The 17,252-nt window shown below is 70.5% G+C and carries 15 protein-coding genes; 10 read left to right on the top strand and 5 right to left on the bottom strand.

Annotated elements, in window-relative coordinates; genetic code table 11:
• Positions 1-43 precede the first annotated feature (43 nt).
• Positions 44-2,851, bottom strand: coding sequence for an FxSxx-COOH system tetratricopeptide repeat protein (gene fxsT / locus GTY56_RS20880; RefSeq protein ID WP_161366879.1), 2,808 nt, complete (start codon positions 2,849-2,851; stop codon positions 44-46).
• A 567-nt stretch (positions 2,852-3,418) separates the two neighbouring features.
• On the opposite strand from fxsT, the gene GTY56_RS20875 reads away from it, so the two are divergent.
• From GTY56_RS20875 to GTY56_RS20850, 6 genes are all read left to right on the top strand, one after another.
• Complete coding sequence (locus GTY56_RS20875; protein WP_161366878.1) at positions 3,419-4,330, top strand: LysR family transcriptional regulator; 912 nt, start codon at positions 3,419-3,421, stop codon at positions 4,328-4,330.
• A 152-nt stretch (positions 4,331-4,482) separates the two neighbouring features.
• The gene (locus tag GTY56_RS20870; protein ID WP_161366877.1) at positions 4,483-5,652 is read left to right on the top strand and encodes a CaiB/BaiF CoA transferase family protein; all 1,170 of its coding nucleotides are present in this window, start codon (positions 4,483-4,485) and stop codon (positions 5,650-5,652) included.
• Between the two features lie 19 nt (positions 5,653-5,671).
• Complete coding sequence (locus GTY56_RS20865; protein ID WP_161366876.1) at positions 5,672-6,448, top strand: crotonase/enoyl-CoA hydratase family protein; 777 nt, start codon at positions 5,672-5,674, stop codon at positions 6,446-6,448.
• Between the two features lie 7 nt (positions 6,449-6,455).
• Positions 6,456-7,202: an acetoacetate decarboxylase gene (locus GTY56_RS20860; protein WP_161366875.1), complete on the top strand. Its 747-nt coding sequence runs from the start codon at positions 6,456-6,458 to the stop codon at positions 7,200-7,202.
• Positions 7,199-8,182, top strand: a complete 984-nt coding sequence (locus tag GTY56_RS20855) for a 3-hydroxyacyl-CoA dehydrogenase NAD-binding domain-containing protein (RefSeq protein WP_161366874.1) — start codon at positions 7,199-7,201, stop codon at positions 8,180-8,182. Before GTY56_RS20860 ends, GTY56_RS20855 begins: the two co-directional genes overlap by 4 nt.
• Position 8,183: 1 nt before the next feature.
• A complete protein-coding gene (locus tag GTY56_RS20850) occupies positions 8,184-9,386 on the top strand; it encodes an acyl-CoA dehydrogenase family protein (RefSeq protein ID WP_161366873.1) in 1,203 nt (400 codons plus the stop codon).
• A gap of 105 nt (positions 9,387-9,491) precedes the next feature.
• Here GTY56_RS20850 and GTY56_RS20845 read toward each other — a convergent pair whose 3' ends face one another.
• Both GTY56_RS20845 and GTY56_RS20840 read right to left on the bottom strand, forming a co-directional pair.
• A complete protein-coding gene (locus tag GTY56_RS20845; RefSeq protein WP_161366872.1) occupies positions 9,492-9,767 on the bottom strand; it encodes a hypothetical protein in 276 nt (91 codons plus the stop codon).
• Positions 9,764-10,597, bottom strand: a complete 834-nt coding sequence (locus GTY56_RS20840) for a phytanoyl-CoA dioxygenase family protein (protein WP_202510507.1) — start codon at positions 10,595-10,597, stop codon at positions 9,764-9,766. Before GTY56_RS20840 ends, GTY56_RS20845 begins: the two co-directional genes overlap by 4 nt.
• Before the next feature lie 70 nt (positions 10,598-10,667).
• On the opposite strand from GTY56_RS20840, the gene GTY56_RS20835 reads away from it, so the two are divergent.
• The 4 genes from GTY56_RS20835 (at position 10,668) to GTY56_RS20820 (ending at position 14,717) form a co-directional block, all read left to right on the top strand.
• Positions 10,668-11,453, top strand: coding sequence for an AraC family transcriptional regulator (locus GTY56_RS20835; RefSeq protein WP_161366871.1), 786 nt, complete (start codon positions 10,668-10,670; stop codon positions 11,451-11,453).
• 515 nt (positions 11,454-11,968) lie between these two features.
• Positions 11,969-13,180 (top strand): cation:proton antiporter domain-containing protein, encoded by a 1,212-nt coding sequence (locus GTY56_RS20830; protein ID WP_161366870.1) that lies wholly within the window; start codon positions 11,969-11,971, stop codon positions 13,178-13,180.
• 213 nt (positions 13,181-13,393) lie between these two features.
• Complete coding sequence (locus GTY56_RS20825; RefSeq protein WP_161366869.1) at positions 13,394-13,837, top strand: hypothetical protein; 444 nt, start codon at positions 13,394-13,396, stop codon at positions 13,835-13,837.
• Positions 13,838-14,144: 307 nt separating this feature from the next.
• Positions 14,145-14,717, top strand: a complete 573-nt coding sequence (locus GTY56_RS20820; protein ID WP_161366868.1) for an ABATE domain-containing protein — start codon at positions 14,145-14,147, stop codon at positions 14,715-14,717.
• Here the strand turns inward: GTY56_RS20820 and GTY56_RS20815 are convergent.
• Positions 14,695-14,982, bottom strand: a complete 288-nt coding sequence (locus GTY56_RS20815; RefSeq protein ID WP_161366867.1) for a DUF4190 domain-containing protein — start codon at positions 14,980-14,982, stop codon at positions 14,695-14,697. The two genes, GTY56_RS20820 and GTY56_RS20815, sit on opposite strands and share 23 nt — an antisense overlap.
• Positions 14,983-15,141: 159 nt before the next feature.
• Positions 15,142-17,205 (bottom strand): galactose-binding domain-containing protein, encoded by a 2,064-nt coding sequence (locus tag GTY56_RS20810; RefSeq protein WP_161366866.1) that lies wholly within the window; start codon positions 17,203-17,205, stop codon positions 15,142-15,144.
• Positions 17,206-17,252: the final 47 nt, after the last annotated feature.

Below are 17,252 nucleotides of genomic sequence, written 5' to 3'. Positions count from 1 at the left end.
CCCAGCGGCGTGCGTACCGGGCCGGAGTACGGCCCACCGGCTCCTACGGAGTGATCGCCTGCCGCACACGCTGTGCCCGCTCAAGATCGGGGTGCCCCGCCGCATACCGGGCCACATAGATGGAAACGGCCCTGCCGATGTCAGTGACCGCGCCCTCCTGGTCCCCCGCCGCACGCCGGGTCAGTGAGCGCTCGACCACCGCGTCGGCCACGTACGGGTGCTCGTTGCCCATGCACCGCTCGAACATGGCGACGGCCCGGTCCAGCACCGACATCGATTCCTCGTAGCGGCCCTGGTCGCACAGCAGCGCACCCAGTTTCGTGAGACTACCCGCCACATCCGGGTGGTCCTGGAACTCCTCCTCCCGCACCGCAACAACCCGCCGGAGCAATCCATACGCCTCCTCCAGGCGCCCCGAGCGTCGCAGGACCTCGGCGAGGTGACCGTCGACATCGATCACGTCGCGGTGGTTCTCCCCGTAATCGGCCCCGTAGTCTGCGATGAGCAGGGTGCGCGCCGTGCGCAGTTCCTGCTCCGCCGCATCGAGGTCGTCCAGTTCCCGGCTGATGATGCCGAGATGCTTGTGACACGTGGCCATGTCGATGGCCGGGGTGTCCGGCAGGGCAGAACGGACCTCAAGCGCCTCGCGGTAGGCATCGGCGGCTTCCTGGAGACGGCCGCGCCTCCACAGGGCGTCTCCGTACGTCACCCACGCCTCCGCTACCAGCGGAGGCCGTACGCCGTCGGACTGACGCAAGCGCTCCAGTACCTCACGGGCGACCTGTTCGGCTTCCTCGAATGCGGTCGACTCTCGAAGGATTCGACTCAGATGGAGGCGCAGTCGGCCCACGAAGTGTTCTTGGTCGCCGAGTTCGCCGAGTTCGCCGACCGCCGCGATGGCCTGCTCGGTCACGCGGCGGGCCTCCCCCAGCTCGGCCTGGTGGTAGTAGACACGGCCGAGTGCGGCGAGCGCCGTGGCTCTCGCCAGTCGGTCGGGTTCCACTCGTGACGACTCCACCTCCACAGACTGCTCCAGCAGTCCCCGGGCCGGACGGTGTTCGCCCCGGAGGTGCAGATAGCGTCCCGCACGCAGCAGCAGTGATCCCAATTGGGTGGGACAGCGCTCCTGGAGCAGTGGGTAGTGGGCCGCCCGCGCCTCGGTGAGTTCCAGAACGTGCGGCATGAGACGTCGGCACGTCACCCAGGACGCAGGGCTCAAAGGTTCCAGGGGGAACGCTGCGTTCACCAAGGTCAGGGCCGAACAGACCGCCCAGCGCTGTTCCTCGGGACCGGCCATCCGACTGAGCACATACTCCTGAGCCAGGCGGTGGATGGTGATGCGGTCCTCCGTGGCGTCGACCAGCGACAGCCTGACCAGGACCACCAGCGCCCGGTCGTACTCGGCACGTGTGGCCGGGAGCCCCCCTCGCTCCCCGTCGACGACACCGATGTGCTCGGGCACCAGGTCTCTTGGAATGTCGTCCGGCGCCAGAAAGGAGAAGACGGAGAGCAGCGCCCGGACATGCGGGTTCTCGTCGTTGGCTGAGTCGAAACTGACATTCCAGGAAGTGGCCATGGCTGAGGCAAACCAATCCGTGTCGGCTGCTGCTGACATGTGGCGCGGTCCCTCACCCAGCAGGGACCGGTATCCGGCCAGCGACGCACGGCGCTCCTCCACATAGGCGCCGACGTACTCCAGGGCGAAGGGAAGACCGCCGAGGCGGGCGGTGACGTCCCGCGCGGCCTCGCGGTCGGATTCCCGCGTGCGTTTGAGGAGGAAGGCCTCGCCGTCGTCCACGTCGAAGGCTCTCAACGGGACCCGGGTCACGCCCAGAGAGCCCCAGTTGGGGTTGCGCGACGTGATCAGCACGTCGCCGTTCGACGCTCGGGGCCAGATCGTGGAGACATCCGGGGGCTGCTCGACGTTGTCGTACACAAGGAGCCAGCGGCTCCGCTCGCGCAGAGCGCTCCAGAGCCGGGTGAGCACCACCGTCAGGTCCGGGACCTCCTCCACCCCCAGAGTCCGTGCGAGTTCAGAGAGCTGACCGCTCAATGACACCTGACGCTCGGCATTGACCCACCAGACCACGTCGTAGTGGCTGCCGAAGCGGTGTCCGAACTCCAGCGCTGTCTCAGTCTTGCCGACTCCCGGCAGACCCACCAGGCCGCCGGCGTCGGGGCGGGACCCGCCGTCGTCAGAGAGCAAGCACTGTGCCAACGTGGCCAACGCAGTGTCACGATCGGTGAAGTGCGGGTTGCGCGGCGGAAAGTTGGTGATGGCCGCGCCCCATGCGGGGTAGCCGAGCCCAGCGGCGAGAAGTGCCACGTCTGTCACCGCACCCCCGGGTGTGAGGCCGAACCGGTGGAGTCGTGTCACCAGAGCGGACGCAGCCACATCCGGTTCCCTGGACGACAGGTTCAGACAGGCGTCGTGGGGCAGCGTCGAGAGCGGATCGGCCTCTCCCCACCGCGCGTCGCCCCAGAGATCGAGTGATCCGTAGCGGATCCAGATGATCGGCTCGCCCGCCTCATGGGCGGCGATCAGATGGTGAAGCCATCCGGCGTAATGGGCCAGGTTCTGCGGCGGAACCTCGGGAAGCAGGACCAGGGCGCTGTCGGCGCCGTCCAGGAGCTGCTCTACGGCCTGATCCGGATGGTCGTCCCGGGTCGGCAGCCCGCCCCTTCGCAGGACGGTGAACCCGGCGCGGACCAGTACCGTCGCGGTCCAGTCCGCCCAGGTCCGCTCCCCTGGCAGGTAGCAGAGGGCTATCGTCGGCTGTTCCGACGGCATGTCCTGAGCCCCGTGCGGATCGCTGACACGACCAGGCTCCGCAACCCCGCGGTCGGTCACGGCAGCCGTACCGAGATAGGTGATGCCGGCCGTCAGTCCCGTGGCGACGACCTGGGACAGGGACGGGCTTCCGGCGAACCCCTCGCCGACGCTGGCGTAAGAGACGACGGCCCCACCGAGCGCCATGACGGAGGGCATCGCGATTCGGGCCATCCACGTACGCGCGGCCGGACCGGGCCCACAGGCCACGGCATCACCCTCGGGCCCCGCCAAGGAGGCGGACGGGGGATCGAGGTCATCCGGCCCGGGCTCGGGGAGGAGGGACATCAGGTCGGCCGACCTTCCGGGGAGCTGGTGACGGCAGAGCGCATCCTCACCCCTCGCTCAAGTCAACTCCTGCCAAGCTTAGGCGATTTGTTCGTTGATCGCAGTGCTTGCGCGGACAAGGGGATGACCTGGGGGGTGCGGCGAGCTGCTTCGAGTGTTGCGGGAACGAGGCGGCGAAGTCATCCAGCGGGTGCGGCCATTGCTCGCCCCGGGGCCGACGTCCGGGCGGGCAGCAGGCGCGTGACCGGTCATGGATCGTGGCGGCACTCCGGCTGGGCACCACCCTTTACGCTTGATCCCGTGGAGCTCCTGCACCTGCGCTATTTCGTCGCCGTCGCCCAAGAGCTGAACTTCTCCACCGCCGCCCGCAAACTGCACATGGCCGCCTCTCCGCTGAGCCGGCGGATCAAGGACCTCGAGAACGAGCTCGGGCACCGGCTGTTCGACCGGGACACCCATCACGTACGGCTCACCGCGGCCGGAAACGCACTGCTGCCGATCGCGCGCGGGGTGCTGGAGCAGGTCGACTCCATCACCTGGCGGCTGGACGAGACGGCCCGGCCGCAGCGCACCACCCTGCTGCTCGGCGTGCCCACCGGTGTCCATCCCGACCTGCGGGAACGGATGGACGCCCTGGCCGAGCGGGTCAGCGACCGGTTCGAGATCAAACGCTGGCCCGGCGGCACCGACCGCCTCGTCGACGCCGTGTGCGACGGCCGGCTGGCGCTGACCCTGGCCCGGCTCCCGGCCGGTGGTGACCCGGCGCTGGAGCGGCTGCCGGTCATGTCCGAGCGGCTCGGCGCGGTCGTGCCCCGGGACCGGTTCGCCGGGCGCGAGTCCGTCGCCCTCGCGGAACTGGCGGACCTCGCCTACGCGGGCTCCCCGACGGCGGTGACGAACGCCTACTTCCGTGGCCTCGACCAGCAGCTCGCCGAACTCGGCATCAAGAAGCGCATCGAACTGGGCAGTGCCACATTCGAGGGGATCTCCGAAATAGTCTCCAGTGGTCTGGCATTCTCCATTTCCATGCTGGACTCCAGAAGTCCGGTGCAGAATTACCGTCTCGACAACGTCACCGTCCTTCCCTTCTCCGATTTCCATCCTCGTCTGGAGACCGGGCTGATCTGGCGCAAGGACCGGGCGAACGGCGGTGACCTGCAAGAAGTTGCGGCGGCTGCCCGGGAGATCTTCGCCGACCCGCTCCACTCATAATCGCCATAAAATCTCCACGAAAAGCGGTATGACCACTGCGGTCATGCCGCTTTTCGTTATTCGGTCACACCATTGGTTTCCGTTCGGAGAATCTCCGCGCTAACTTAGTTTCCAGATACACATACATGGCGAGCGAAGGAGTGAAGAAACCGATGACGGACAGCACCGACACCGTCGCCGGCCCGCTGCACGGCGTCCGGGTGATCGACCTCTCGACCGTGGTGATGGGCCCCTACGCCGCCCAGATCCTCGGCGACCTGGGCGCTGACGTGATCAAGATCGAGTCGCCGTCCGACACCGTGCGCAACGGCCACTACCGCACGACCCCGGGCATGACCCCGCTGAACCTCAACGTCAACCGCAACAAGCGCAGCGTCGCCCTCAACCTCAAGGACGACACCGACCGCGAACGCGCACTGCGGCTGATCGACACCGCGGACGTCCTGATCACCAACATGCGCCCCGGCGCCCTGCACCGCCTCGGCCTGTCCTACGACGACATCGCCGCCCGCAACCCCGGCCTCGTCTACGCGCACGCCCAGGGCTTCCGCAGCGACTCGGACCGGGCCGGGAACGCCGCGTACGACGAGACCGTGCAGGCCGCCTCCGGCCTGGTCGACATCGCCGACCGCGCACTCGGCGAGCCCGTCTACCTGCCGACCATCATCGGCGACAAGGTCTCCTCGCTGACCATCGCCTACAGCGTGCTGGCCGCCCTGCTGCACCGGAACAACACCGGCCAGGGCCAGCTCATCGAGATCCCCATGACGGACACGCTGATCGCGTTCAACCTGGTCGAGCACCTCGCGGGCCACACCCACGTGCCCGAGACCGGCCCCACCGGCTTCGCACTGTCGATGCTGAAGGGCCACAAGGCCGTGCGCACCAAGGACGGCCTGGCCTGTGTCATGCCGTACAACCCGCACAACTACCGGGACTTCTTCACCGCCGCCGGGCGTCCGGACCTCGCCGGGGACCCGCGCGTGAACGGCGACGCCATCGACAGCGCCGACCACGAGGACCTGGCCGCGCTGCTGGCGGCCTGCGCCCCGGCGCTGACCACCGAGGAGTGGGCGGAGGTGTGCGCCGAGCACAGCATCCCGATGGCCCCGGTGCTGGAGCTCGACCGCGCCCACGACGACCCCTACGTCCGGGACGGCCACCTGCTCGACACCGCCGAGCACCCGACGGAGGGCACGGTCCGCACCATCGGCATCCCGCTGCGCTTCTCCGCCACCCCCGGCTCGATCCGCCGGCTCGCACCGGTCGCCGGCCAGGACACCGAGGACGTCCTCGCCGAACTCGACGCCACCACCCGCTGATCACCACAGGAGGACCGTCATGAGCACCCCCGCACCTGCCGTCGTGCGCACCGAACGCATCGGCTCCACCCTGCTGATCACCCTGGACCGCCCCGAGGCCCGCAACGCCGTGAACGCGGCGACCGCCACCGCGCTGGCCGCCGCACTCGACGAGCTGGAGGCCGACCCCGCCCTGCGGGTCGGCGTCCTGACCGGCGAGGGCGGCACGTTCAGCGCCGGCATGGACCTCAAGGCCGCCCTGCGCGGCGAGTCGCCCGAGGTCGAGGGCCGCGGCTTCGGCGGCCTGACCGAGGCCCGGCCGGGCAAGCCGCTGATCGCCGCCGTGGAGGGCTTCGCCATGGGCGGCGGCTTCGAACTGGCCCTGGCCTGCGACCTGATCGTCGCCGCCGAGGACGCCCGGTTCGGCCTGCCCGAGGTCAAGCGCGGCCTGATCGCCGCGGGCGGCGGCGTGATCCGGCTGCCCGGGCGCATTCCGCATCACCTCGCGATGGAGTTCCTGCTGACCGGTGATCCCGTCGACGGCCGCCGGGCCGGCGAACTGGGCCTGGCCAACCGGGTCACGGACACGGGGCAGGCCGTCGCCGAGGCGCTCCGGCTGGCCGAACGGGTCGCGGCGAACGCCCCGCTCGCCCTCGCGGCCGTCAAGCGCGTCGTCCGCGCCGCCGACGGAGCGTCCGAGAAGGAGGCCTTCGCCTTCCAGCGCGGGGAGATGAAGACCCTGATGGCCTCGGACGACGTCCGCGAGGGCATGACCGCCTTCGCCGAGCGCCGCCCCGCGCGGTGGACCGGGCGGTGAGCCGGACATGAAGGCCGAGGACGTACGAGAGCACGTCACCACCCCCCTCACCAGCCCGGCATACGCGCCGATGGTGCCGCGCTTCACCGACCGCGAGTACCTCAACGTCGTCTACCGCACCGACCCCGACGCGCTGCGGGCCGTGGTCCCCGAGCCCCTGCGGATCGACGAGCCGCTGGTCCGGTTCGAGGTCATGAAGATGGGTGACGTCAGCGGCTACGGCCCCTACACCGAGGCCGGCCAGGCGATAGCGGTCGGCTTCGAGGGCGAGCGGGGCGAGTACCTGCACGCGATGCACCTCGACAACTTCCCGGCGACCGCCTCCGGCCGCGAGGTCTCCGCCTACCCGAAGGTCATCGGCTCCCCGGCGCTGTACGTCGACTCCGGCGCGCTCGTCGGCACCCTCGACCACGGCAGCCTGCGGGTCGCCACCGCGACCATGGGCTACAAGCACCACGAACTGGACCGGGCCGAGGCCGCGGCGCAGATCACCGTGCCCACCTTCATGCTCAAGACGATCCCCGGCTACGACGGTCGGCCGCGTGTGCAGGAACTCGTCCGTACCCGCATCACCGACGTCACCGTCAAGGGTGCCTGGACCGGCCCCGCCCGGCTCCAGCTGTTCCAGCACGTGCTCGCCCCGCTGGCCGACCTGCCGGTGCTGGAGGTGGTCTCCGCCGGCCACATCCTCACCGACCTGACGCTGTCCGGCGTCGAGCCGGTCCACGACTACCTGAAGGGAGCCGCGTCATGACCCGTGCCTTCCGCACCGCCGCGGTGATCGGCGCCGGGACCATCGGACTGTCCTGGGCCACGCTGTTCGCCGCCCACGGCCTGACCGTCCGGGTGGCCGACCCGCGCCCCGACCTCGCCGGGGCCGTGGAGGAGGCCCTGGCGACGTACGCCCCGCACCTGGCCGCCCGCGGCCTGGACGTCACCGGCCTCGCCGACCGTGTGCACATCGCCGCCGACGTCACCGAAGCCGTCCGGGACGCGGACGCCGTCCAGGAGAACGGCCCCGAGCGGGCAGGGTTCAAGCAGGAGCTGTTCGCCACCCTCGTACGCGAGGCCCCCGCACACGCCCTGCTGCTCAGCTCCTCCTCGGCGATCCCGTCGACCGCTTTCACCGGGGAGCTGTCCGACGAGGACGCCGCACGGGTGCTGATCGGCCACCCCTTCAACCCGCCGCACCTGGTCCCGCTCGTCGAGGTCGTGCCCGGGACACGCACCGGCGAGGACGCCGTGCTGGACGCGGTGGACTTCTACACCTCCGTCGGCCGCACCCCGGTCGTCGAGCGCAAGGAGATCCCCGGCTTCGTCGGCAACCGCCTGCAGAACGCCCTCAGCCGCGAGGCCGCGTACCTCGTCCAGGAGGGTGTGGTGACCCCGGAGGACCTCGACCAGGTCGTGATCAACTCACTGGGCCTGCGCTGGGCCACGGTCGGGCCGTTCCTCGGCGCGCACCTGGGCGGCGGCCCCGGCGGCTACCGGCACCTGGTCGAGCACATCGGCACGTCGATGCAGCGGACGGGCGCGGGCCTCGGCACCCCGTCGCAGAACAAGGAACACAACGAGGAACAGAACAGGGAGCAGGAGCAAGCACAGGAACGGCTCATCGAAGCCGTGGAAAAGGCCTACGGCACCTCCACGTACTCGGAGCTCACCGAGACGCGCGACCGCAGGCAACTCGCTGTCCTGGCCGCCCTCGACAGCGCGGACAAGGAGGAGAACTGAGATGACCACCACCACGGAACCGCTCGCGGACCAGCTGACCGCAGACTTCTACGCCTACGAGGCCCTGCTGCCGGACGACGAGCGCAAGCTCCTGCTCAGGACCCGTGCCCTCATGCGCGACGAGGTCAAGCCGCTGGTGAACGAGAGCTGGGCCAAGGACACGTTCCCGAAGGAGCTCATCACCCTCTTCCGCGACAGCGGCCTCGCCGGTCTGCCCTACGAGGGCTACGGCGAGCACCGGCCCGCCGTCAGCAACCTGCTCAACGGCGCGATGGCCATGGAGATGGCCCGCACCGACGCCTCGGTGTCCACCTTCTTCGGCGTCCACAACGGTCTGGCGATGTACTCCGTCATGTCCGGCGGCGACCAGGAGCAGCGCGACCGCTGGCTCCCGGAGATGGCCGCCATGGACAAGATCGGCGCGTTCGCCATGACCGAGCCCCTCGGCGGCTCCGACGTCGCGGGCGGCATGCGCACCACCGCCCGGCGCGAGGGCGACACCTGGGTCCTGAACGGCGCCAAGAAGTGGATCGGCAACGCCACCTTCGCCGACCACGTCGTGGTGTGGGCGCGCGACCTCGACGACAACCACGTCAAGGGTTTCGTCGTCGAGAAGGGCACGCCCGGCTTCGACCCCGTGAAGATCGAGGGCAAGATCGCCTTCCGGATCGTGGAGAATGCCGAGATCACCCTGACCGACGTCCGGGTTCCGGAGGCCGACCGGTTGCACAACATCAACTCCTTCCGCGACGTCGCCGAGATCCTGCGGGCGACCCGCGCGGGCGTGGCCTGGCAGGCGCTCGGTGTCATGGTCGGCGCCTATGAACTGGCTCTGGACTACGCCCGGGAGCGCCGCCAGTTCGGCCGCCCGATCGGCGGTTTCCAGCTGGTGCAGGACCTGCTGGTCAAGAGCCTCGGCAACATCACCGCCTCCTGGGGCATGCTGGTCCAGCTCGCCCGGCTTCAGGACGCCGGCATCTTCCGCGACGAACACTCCTCCCTGGCCAAGGCGTTCGTCACCTCCCGGATGCGGGAGGTCGTGGCCTGGAGCCGTGAGATCTTCGGCGGCAACGGCATCCTGCTGGAGCACGACATCGCCCGCTTCTTCGCCGACGCCGAGGCCATCTACTCCTTCGAGGGCACCCGCGAGATGAACACCCTGATCGTCGGCAAGTCGATCACAGGCGAGAGCGCCTTCGTCTGACAACCGGCGCACCGCGGAACGAACCGACCCCGGGTCCCCGCCCGGGGTTTCGTTCTGTCCGCGCGACCTGAGGACCACCGCCGAAGCGCGCTCCGGCGGCCGTCCTCACCGAGGCACGAGCTTCTCGAAGAAGAACTCGTGCTTGAGGAACGACGTCGCGTGCTCTGCCCCTGGATACGGCGGCACGAGCTGCGCCGCCTGGAAGAGCCGCCAGCCGTCCTCCAGGGCGCCGACACCCGTCTCGTACGGGGGTTCGTCACTGTCGCCGGTCGTCGGTCGGGTCGAGCCCGTGCCGTCGTAGCGGGCCCAGCCCACGACCCTGGAGTCGAGGGCGGAGGTGTCGAGGTAGAGGACGAGAACCTGCTGCCGGGTGGTGGTCATGCGGTGCTCCTCGGTGCGGCGTGCGCGGCGGGCCGGTTGGAGATGCGGGTCGCCCAGTGGTCGATGTCGAAGCCGGGGTCGGCGGTCAGGGAGCGCCACAGCAGGATCCGGTTGTGGATCTCCAGCCGGGCGGTGGCCTGCTCGTACCAGGGAAAGGTGCGCCGCAACTCCTCGCGGACGGCGGGGGAGTCCACGTCCCGCGTGTCCCACAGCAGCACCTGCGGCACGGTCGGGTTGAAGCGGATCTTGTACATGTGGCGGACGGTGTCACTGTCGTTGCGCCGCCCGCCGTGCCAGATGCCGTGGTGCAGCAGGAGCACGGTGCCGGCCGGGCAGGTCAGCCTGGTCTGGCCGCGCAGGTTCTGGTAGCGGCCGGTGTCGGACTCGTTGGTGCGGCGCAGATGGCTGCCCGGGACGACGAGCGTGCCGCCCATGCCCGCGGTGACCTCTTGCGGGTAGTACATGAGCTGCACGTCGAAGGCGTCGGCCCGCACATCGATGAGGGCGTCGGCGTGCAACGGCTGCGCGCTGCCCTCATGGGGCGGGCGGGTGTGGACAAAGTGGTGGTCGACGGCCGGGTCCGGGCCCACCAGGCTCTCCAGCGCGCCCGCCACAGCGGGCAGTTCGAGGAGCCGTCGGGCGAAGGAACCCTCCGGGAAGGCCACCGGCAGCGCAGTTCCGTACGGCACGGCGGGCAGCGCCCCGTCGGCGAAGGCGCCGAGCGCCTCCTCGTTCATCTCTCGGGGCACGACGCCGTCGAGACGCAGGAAGCCATGGGCCGTGAAGCGCGCCACCTCGGCGGAGCTCAGCAGCTGTTTCGTGGTTGGCATGACGCAACCGTAGGAGCGCAGAGGCATGCTGTCGTGGGGCGTAATCGGCAAGTACTGGTAATTTTCCACCATGCCGAACTTCGTGGAACTGCCCCTCGGCCTGCCGCCGGACCTGGTCCACGCGGGCGTGGGCGTGCACGGCTCCGCCGGCCCGCACGAGGTCTTCCGCCTTCCGCACCTGTGGCAGCTCCACCTCTACGGCTACTCCGGCGCGCTGGAGTTCGGCGGCGCGCGGTACCCGATCCGCCCCGGCCACCTCAGCCTCGTACCGCCCGGCACGGAGGTGCATTTCCACTACGACGCACCGCGCTGCGAGCACCTGTATGCGCACTTCCGGCTGCCGGGCGAGGGGGAGCGTCGCCGGCTCCCCGCGATGCAGGACGCCGGCGCGGAGGCGGCGGTGCTGAGCGCCCTGCTGCGGCAGACGATCGCGGCGTGCGCGCAGTCCCCGGCCCGGGCCTCCGCGGAGCTGTGGACGGCACTGTGGCGCACGACCGGCCTGGCCGAGGCCGCCGAGACGCCCTCCGGGTCCCGGCACCCGGCGCTACGGGCGGCCATGGCGCACATCGAGGAGCACCTGGCCGACCCGTTGAGCGTCCCCGTGATCGCCCGGGCCGCCGGGGTGTCGCACACGCACCTGACCCGGCTGTTCCGCGAGGACACCGGGCACACGGTCGTCGGCTGGGTCCGGCGCCGCCGCATGGAGCGCGCCCGCCACCTGCTCATCGCCTCGACGCTGGCGATCCCGGCCGTCGCGGCGACGGTCGGAATCCCCGATCTCCAGGCGTTCAACAAGACCTGCCGCAAGGAACTCGGCGCGTCCCCGCGCGCCGTGCGGCAGGCCGCACGGGGGTAGGACCTGAACTTCCGTGCGATCACGCAGGGTTGGCGTGCGCTAGGATTCTTTACCGAGCTCTTACGCTCGGTTGAGCGGCGCCGCGCACAGGCGCGCCGGCCGCTCGGTTCGTCGACAGTGGCCGCCCGGCTTTCCGGGCCGGCGTGAGGGGGGCGTGACATGGGGCGAGTGGTGCCTGTCCGCGTCCACAACGCCGCCCGTGACGGCGTTCCCGATACCGACCGCTGCGCGTGAGCGGTCTCCTCTCCTTCTGACGCGCGACGCGTGCTGCCCGCCGCGTGACGGTCGACGCCAGACGGACGCCTGACGCCTGATGCCCAGGGGCGGGGCCGGATGCGTGCTCGCAGCGCTGTCCGCCGGAGTGGAGCACGCCGCCGACGCCGCATTGCCCCGTGTCCGGCTCCGCCGCCCGGCACGAGGCCCTGCCCCATCCCACCGCTCACCGAGCCGCACCCAGGGCGTTCACGCCCGCCGGCACAGACGCCGCAGACCCGATCAACGGAGGTCAGACGCCCGTGCACGACACCACCGCCATGCTCATCGAACTCGGGGCGATCATCCTCGCCCTGGGGCTCCTGGGACGCTTCGCCGGACGGGTGGGCTTCTCGCCCATACCCCTGTACCTGCTGGCCGGACTCGCCTTCGGCCAGGGCGGCATCCTGCCGCTGCGGGCCAGCGAGGAGTTCGTCGCCACCGGCGCCGAGATAGGCGTCATCCTCCTGCTGCTCCTGCTCGGCCTGGAGTACAGCGCCTCGGAACTCGTCACGACACTGAAGACCCAGTACCCCTCCGGGGCCGTGGACTTCGTGCTCAACGCCGCGCCCGGAGCGGCCATGGCGTTCCTGCTGGGCTGGGGGCCGGTCGCCGCCGTCGCCCTGGCCGGGGTCACCTGGATCTCCTCGTCCGGGGTCATCGCGAAGGTGCTCGGTGATCTGCGCCGGCTCGGCAACCGCGAGACGCCGGTCGTCCTCGGTGTGCTGGTCCTGGAGGACCTGGCCATGGCGGTCTACCTGCCGATCCTCACCGCTCTGCTGGCCGGGGTCGGCCTCGCGGGCGGCGCGGTCACCCTGCTGATCTCCCTCGGCACCGTGGGCGCCGTCCTCTACGTGGCGCTGCGGCACGGCCGCCTGGTCAGCCGCGCCGTGTCCTCGGACAACGCCGAGATGCTCCTGCTGGCCGTCCTCGGTCTGACCCTGCTCGTCGCCGGGCTCGCGCAGCAGCTGCACGTCTCCGCGGCCGTCGGTGCGTTCCTCGTGGGCATCGCCCTGTCCGGCGAGGTCGCCGAGGGCGCCAGCAGCCTCCTCACCCCGCTGCGGGACCTGTTCGCGGCGGTGTTCTTCGTCTTCTTCGGGCTGAACACCGACCCGGCCGCCATCCCGCCCGTACTGCTGCCCGCGCTCGCCCTGGCCGCCGTCACCACCCTGACGAAGATCGCCACCGGCTACTGGGCCTGCCGCCGGGCCGGGATCTCGCCCCGTGGCCGATGGCGCGCGGGCGGCACGCTGGTCGCACGCGGCGAGTTCTCCATCGTCATCGCCGGTCTCGCGGTCGGCGCCGAGCCCCGCATCGGACCGCTCGCCACCGCCTACGTCCTGATCCTCGTCATCCTCGGTACCCTGGCGGCCCGCTGGACCGAACCCCTGGCCCGCCGCGCCACCCAGCGCAGGCCCCGCCCGGTCCCACCGGCCACCGACCCCTCCAAGGAGGCGGCCGCCGCCCGCGCTTGACCCATCGGGCAGGGGACCTGGAAGACCCTCCTCCGGCCCCGGTCCCCATGAGGTCCCGTCCCGCCCGGCAGGAAGCCCTGGCTCGCTCCTCGCGGCTGTCCGGAAGGGCTGTTTCCCGGAGGGGGCCGTGGTGGGACTCTGGCGAGCACCCCGGGGGCCGGCGTGGAGACCGGGGGAGAATTCCGTCCAGGTGGACCGGAAGGAAGCGCCAGCATGATCGAGTGGAAGCCCTTGGGCGCCGGAGCCAGGCCCGTCCCCCAGCCCGTGGCCACGCCGCTGGTCTGGGCGGGGGCCGGCGTCGGGGCTCTGGTACTGGTGGCGCTCCTCAACTCCGTGGTGGGGCCGGACCGGACCGAACTGGCCCTGCCCGCACTGTCCTTGCTGGCCGCCCTGCTGGGGCTGTGCGCCCGCTTCACAGCCGCCCCCGGCACGGCGCTCCTGTGCTGGCTGTTCCTCAACGGCTTCGCCATACCGCCCGCGGGCGTCCTCACCTGGGCGGGCCACCGCGACACCACCTGGCTGGCCTGCCTCCTCACCGCCACCCTCATCGGCACGGCCCTGGCCCGTCTCGTCCACGCCCGGGCCGCCTACCGCCGCCTGACAGGCGGTCACGTCCGGCCCGACGCCGCGACCGGTGACGGACCCTACGACTCCTGACGCGGAGCCACCACCTCTTCTCGAACGTCACCACCGCCTTTTTGACCGGTGACGACAGGCGTGCAGCAGTCAGGCATCGCACCAGCCGCTGCACGTCACACCACGGAGGTCCGCGTGATCAACAGGCGCGTTCTCGGCAGGGCGCTGGGAGCGGGCGTGGGTGTGGGCGCCGTGGGGGCGGGCGCACCCTGCCCGGCACCGGCCACAACGTGCCCCGGGAGGCCCCGGCGGCCTTCGCGCGGGCCGTCGTCGACGCCGATCACCTCTGAGGCTTGCCGAGGGTGTGGTCACCGGTCAGAATGGTGACGTGAACCTCGATCACGTCTTCGTCTGCGGAAACCCGGCGCTCGACTTCGCCGCCACGCTCCGGGCCCGCCGTTCGGTGCGCTTCGAGATGTTCGTGACGCCGGACCGGCTGAACGCCTGGTACGTGGAGTCCGGCCTGGTCGACGCGGTCTCCCCGGGCCAGGAGGCCGACGTCGAGCGGGCGAGGGCCGTGCGGGAGGCGGTCTATTCGCTGGTCACCGCCCGCCGGCTCGGGGAGGAGTACGACGGGGCGGCGCTGACCGTCGTGAACAACGCCGCCCGCACGCCGCCCGCCGTGCCCCAGCTCACCCCGTCGGGGCGCTGGACGCAGGCGACGCCCGACGAGGCCCTCTCCCTGGTGGCGCGGCACGCCGTCGAGCTCCTGAGCGGCCCGGACGTGCCCCTGCTCAAGGAGTGCGAGAACCCGGAGTGCACCCGCACCTACATCGACCGCTCGCGGGGCATGCGGCGCCAGTGGTGCGGGATGGACTCCTGCGGCAACAAGATCAAGGCCGCCGCGTACCGCGCCCGCAAGAGGACCGCGACGGACGCTAGCCGCCGACGTACCAGCTGAAGCCGCCGTTGCTGCTGGCCATGGCCAGGAGCACGAGCCACAGGACCACGTCGACGATGCCGAGGATGATGCCGGCCTTCGCCATTCCGGCACCGTTCTTGACCGAGGCCTGCCGGCGGGCGACGGCACCGAAGACGATGGCCAGCGGGCCCAGGATGATGTTCAGGAAGAACAGGCCGACGATGCCGCAGCACAGGCTCGCGATCGCCAGGCCGTTGGTGCGCGAACCGGAGGACGCGGCAGAGGAACCGCCGTAACTCGCCATGGAAAACTCCCAGTTGTCGATGGCACGGACCGAACGGGCCGCACTCTCCTCACTTTCGACTTGTTTTGTTCGAATGCCCCTCAGGGCCGTTCCCATGACAACCGATTCAGGCGAGGGTCCCGTCAGTTCTCCCGCGACACCCACGACAGGGGCTCCACGTCAGCGGCTGTGGACGCCGACCTCGTGGAGGGAGTAGCCCCAGTCGGTGCCGCGTTCCAGGCCGTGGACGCGGACGTACCTGGCCGGGGTGCCGGCGAAGCGCGCGGTGTCCAGGCCGCCGTCTCCGGCGGTCGTGGACCATGCGGTCCGCCAGGTCGTGCCGTCCGCGGAGAGCTCGATCCGGTACGACTTCGCGTACGCCCGCTCCCAGTCGAGGGTGACCCGTCCCACGGTCCGGGCGGAGCCGAGGTCGACCTGTAGCCACTGGTCGTCGCTCCAGTCGCTGGCCCAGCGGGTGCCGCGGTCACCGTCGACGGCCCGGTGCGGCTTGTAGCTCGTGAACAGGCTCCACTCCGAGGAGCTGGCGGACGCGGCGGAACCGGTCGCCAGGTTGACCCCCGCCTCGTGGTTCTCGGAGGCCGCCCAGGTGTCGAGGTAGGACTCGGCGCCCCGGAACAGGTCGTCGACCGTGTCCTGCCCGCCGACGCGGCGGATGTCCTCGATCCAGTCCGGGACGAGGCCGTAGTGGGCGGCACCGTCGGTGTTCAGGTCCCAGGTGCGCTCGCCGGTGGTCTGCCGGTCGATGACCGAACCGCCGTCGACGCTCTTGAACGGGTAGGTGACCTTGTTCGGGGCGTCCGCCCCGCGCGGTCCCGGCCAGCCGCCGACGCCGTTCATGTCGGTGCCGTAGCCGTAGCCCACGCCGTACTTGTCACGCAGCGCCTCGGTGCGCTCCGCCTCCGCGATGAAGCCCTCGGAGCCGTGCATGTACTGGGCGATGAAGCCGCCGAGGCCGTAGACCCGCTCGGTCCAGTCCATGTCCATCCAGCTGTGCGAGGACAGCACACCGGGGTAGGACTCGGCCTCGAAGATGTCGAGCACCCGGCCGGTGGCCTTGACGCTCATGTGGTCGATCTCCAGCATCATGCCGCGCTTCATCATGCCGCGGACCGCGTACTCGCCGAGGTCGGTGAGACCCCGCACGTTGCACTGCGCGTCGGCGCTGTAGGACGGGACCTCCTCGCCCGCCGGGAGCTTCTTCTCGGCCGCCGGTGCCGCCGCGTTGCCGATGGGATTGTCGTGCTGCGGGCCCTTGCACGTCTCGGTCTTCCAGTACGTGCCGGTCGACAGGAACTGCCCGACGTTGATGGCCGTCCCGAGCGCGCCCGAGTCGAACCGCACCCCGCACAGGGCGTTGTCGAACTTGTGGCACAGGAACATGCTGCGCACGCCGAGCGCGTGGAGCTCGTCGAGCCCCTTGTCGATGTCCGCCTTGCTGCACTGCGCGATGTCGAGGACCTGCTTGCAGCCGAACGGCTCGGAGGTCTCGACGCCCATGACGACGGCGAGTTTGCCCTGCTCGATGACCTCGCGGGCCTGTGCGCTGTCGGTGACGACCCGGAACCAGCCCTTGCCGGGCCCGCCGTACATCCTGTCGACGAAGGCCTGCATGTCGTACGTCAGCCTGGCCTGGAGCCGGATGGACGTCATCTCGTCGCAGGAGCGGTCCTTGAAGAAGTAGACGGAGCAGATCACGCCGTTGGTGACGAGGTCGTTGACGAGCACCCGCTGGCCGCCGCGCCAGGCCCGCTCGATCCAGGCGTAGTAGTTCTGCTGGTGGGTCAGCGAGTCGTGGGCGGGCCAGTCCTTGAAGGTGGGCCAGCCGTTCGGGTCGTGCTTGCCGTCGCCGCCGTTGGTGATGAAGTCGAAGATCGCGAGCGAGCCGTCGGGGTAGTGCTCGGGGCAGTCCTTGAGCGCGTCGGCCACACCCTGCTCGGAGAACGGCTTCCCGCAGATCAGACGGCCGCCGAAGGCCTCGTTGGAGAAGATGTGGTCGTGTGCGTCGACGAAGCCGCGCACCTCGCCCTCGGCGTTCGTGCCCGTGAAGGGCTCGCCCGTGACGCCGACCCGGGAGTCCGGCGCGGGCCGCGCGGTCGGCTCCCACCAGTCGGTCCCGGCCGCCGCACTCGGGGTGGGGCCGAGCGCGATCGACAGCACGAGCAGGAGGAGCGACACAACGGTGAGGTTCTTGCGTCGGCGGTACGGGCGTCCGGAACTGGTCACAGCCCTCGTCCCTCGGTCGGCGGGTCGCTCGGTCGTGTTGTCATGAC

This window comes from Streptomyces sp. SID5643, from assembly GCF_009872555.1.
Lineage (GTDB): Bacteria > Actinomycetota > Actinomycetes > Streptomycetales > Streptomycetaceae > Streptomyces > Streptomyces iakyrus.
This window is presented reverse-complemented; position numbering and strand designations above follow the sequence as displayed.

Excerpts from the sequence above, each read along its gene's own strand:
- GTY56_RS20870 (WP_161366877.1), top strand. The coding sequence starts at position 4,483 with ATGACGGACAGCACCGACACCGTCGCCGGCCCGCTGCACGGCGTCCGG.
- GTY56_RS20865 (WP_161366876.1), top strand. The coding sequence starts at position 5,672 with ATGAGCACCCCCGCACCTGCCGTCGTGCGCACCGAACGCATCGGCTCC.
- GTY56_RS20860 (WP_161366875.1), top strand. The coding sequence starts at position 6,456 with ATGAAGGCCGAGGACGTACGAGAGCACGTCACCACCCCCCTCACCAGC.
- GTY56_RS20855 (WP_161366874.1), top strand. The coding sequence starts at position 7,199 with ATGACCCGTGCCTTCCGCACCGCCGCGGTGATCGGCGCCGGGACCATC.
- GTY56_RS20850 (WP_161366873.1), top strand. The coding sequence starts at position 8,184 with ATGACCACCACCACGGAACCGCTCGCGGACCAGCTGACCGCAGACTTC.
- GTY56_RS20845 (WP_161366872.1), bottom strand. The coding sequence starts at position 9,767 with ATGACCACCACCCGGCAGCAGGTTCTCGTCCTCTACCTCGACACCTCC.
- GTY56_RS20840 (WP_202510507.1), bottom strand. The coding sequence starts at position 10,597 with ATGCCAACCACGAAACAGCTGCTGAGCTCCGCCGAGGTGGCGCGCTTC.
- GTY56_RS20835 (WP_161366871.1), top strand. The coding sequence starts at position 10,668 with ATGCCGAACTTCGTGGAACTGCCCCTCGGCCTGCCGCCGGACCTGGTC.
- GTY56_RS20825 (WP_161366869.1), top strand. The coding sequence starts at position 13,394 with ATGATCGAGTGGAAGCCCTTGGGCGCCGGAGCCAGGCCCGTCCCCCAG.
- GTY56_RS20815 (WP_161366867.1), bottom strand. The coding sequence starts at position 14,982 with ATGGCGAGTTACGGCGGTTCCTCTGCCGCGTCCTCCGGTTCGCGCACC.